The 1,588-nt window shown below is 21.8% G+C and carries 1 protein-coding gene; it reads left to right on the forward strand.

Features of this window, described 5'->3' with window-relative positions; translation table 11 throughout:
- Positions 1-1,588, forward strand: a 1,588-nt coding sequence (locus WBG30_RS04090) for a hypothetical protein (protein WP_424503372.1), incomplete at both ends; no start/stop codon positions are given.

The following is a 1,588-nucleotide window of genomic DNA, read 5'->3' on the forward strand; positions in this document are numbered from 1 at the left end:
GTGGTTTTGATTTTGAAAATTTAAACGAATTTTGTTTGATTAATTTAATAAAAAGAAGTTTGACAATAAATGAAACAAAATTAGAAAAGTTATTGAACTCATTAATAAATAAAGGTAGATATAATATCTTAACAACTTTAATTGAGTTGAACAAACTAGACAAAGAAGTTAAAAATGGACTAATAAACTATATTTTTGAAATAGAAAATAATGAACTAAAAAATCTAGAAAATGATAGTTATCAACTAAAAGAGATAATCAGTAAACTTTATCTTAATATAGAGACTGATGAGAAGGAAAATATCTTAGATATTTTGAGTGAAAAATTAGAGAAAATAGAAAATGTATCGCTTTTTTATAGATTTTCTAGTGAGAGTAAAAAAATACCTAAAATCTTACCTGAAATAGCAGATACTTTAATGAAAATAATGAATAAAATTATATTTAAAAACGATAAACTAACAAAATATAGTATAAAAAAAATAGAGAAGCTGAATAAAGAGGATATACTAGAAAATTATTTGGGTTATCTAGTAAATGATGATATTAATAACATTAAATTTTTAAAAAAAGAAAACCTTAAAATACTGTTGAGTAGTTTTTGGGTTAGTGCAATTTATAATAATATTAAAAAGTCTGAAAAAAAAGATGAAATAATAAGTAAGATAAAAGAAAAGGATATACTAAAAGAGATAGAGAATAACTATTATGGATTTATAATAGCAGATTTATTAGGGAATAAAATATTTAAAGAGAAATTTAAAAAAGAATTTAAAAAAGAGAATAATGTATATCCTTCACTACCAGATGATTTGACTTGGCATGAAAAAGAAAAATTAGAATATAATGAAATCCTGAATGAGGTATTGAAGAAGGATTTAGAAACAAACATTTTGATAGAAAAAATAGATAAAGTTATTAAACTAGAGATTTCAGATGGAATAGAAAAAATATATTTTGAATATAAGAAAAAGATATTAAAAGATATTGAAAAAATAAATGTTTCATTTATAGAAAAAATATCTAAATATTTAAAGGGTGATGAATCTTTTGAATTATTGAAGGTAATATCAGAAAAATCATATGAGAAGTATGAATATAGAAGGTACTATGGTTTGGTTTCAAATATATTGAAAGAATATAAAAATGATAAGCAGGAGAAAATACAAGAAAAAAATTTAGAAGAAACTTACAATGTATTACAGTTAGTCATGAAAGATGAAAACGATGTAAATATTTCAGAAGGCGGTATAGGAATAGGGATGTTATATCAATATATAGATATAATTTTTCAAACATTGTACTATGAAAATAGAAGTATTGAAGAAAGAGCAAAGTTATTTTGGAATAAAATAACTAAATGGAAAGAGAAGTTTCCGAAAATAATAAATTTATTTTTAGGAGAAAATTTAGAAGTTTTAGAATGGTTTTATTTGAATTTTGAAAAGAATATAATAAAAGAAAATTGGGAAATTGTTATAAATAATAAAACAAGAGAGTTCTATATAGGGTTTTGCCATTTAAATAGGGTATCGAAAGATTTCTTGAAATCATTGAATAAAAGTGGTTTTTTTGTTGAATGGATAGA

This window comes from Psychrilyobacter sp. (assembly GCF_049671765.1).
Lineage (GTDB): Bacteria > Fusobacteriota > Fusobacteriia > Fusobacteriales > Fusobacteriaceae > Psychrilyobacter.